The following is a 521-nucleotide window of genomic DNA, read 5'->3' as shown; positions in this document are numbered from 1 at the left end:
GGCGATGCTGTCCAAGTCGTTCTCGACCTACCGGATGGAGCTGTCGCAATACGAATTCCAGGTCAGCGACGACAACGGCGTGTTCAGCGGAACCATCCTGAACGGCGCCCAGTTGAACGCTGAAACCGGCGCCTATACCGACCAGGAGCTTTCGACCGGGGCAGACGGGCGGTTGTCGGTGACACCGCTGTTTCCCGACTTCAGTTTCCGCAGCCCGGTGATGTATCAGATTCGCAACACCGTGCCCGATGGCCGGTTCCTGATCGGATCGAACCTGCAAAAAGGCACCGATTGGGTCGAGCTGGATTCCAACACCTTCCGCCGGGTGCAGTTGCGACCGGTGCAATCGACCGGTGTTGACAACTTCATCAGCTATTTCTCGACCCCGGCGCTGTTCAACTCAATCAAGAACTCGCTGTGGATTGCGGTTGTCAGCACCATCATCACCGTCACGCTGGCCTTCTGGTTCGCCTATGCGCTGAACCGCAGCTGCATGCGCTTCAAGGGTGTGTTCCGGCTGG

The 521-nt window shown here is 58.9% G+C and carries 1 pseudogene; it reads left to right on the top strand.

Annotated elements, in window-relative coordinates:
* A pseudogene (locus ACR0DO_RS19620) lies at positions 1-521 on the top strand (putative 2-aminoethylphosphonate ABC transporter permease subunit); the annotation flags it as partial.

This window comes from Ruegeria sp. AM9 (assembly GCF_056540565.1).
The sequence above is the reverse complement of the archived record's forward strand: the minus strand, read 5'-3'. Positions and strand labels throughout refer to the sequence as shown.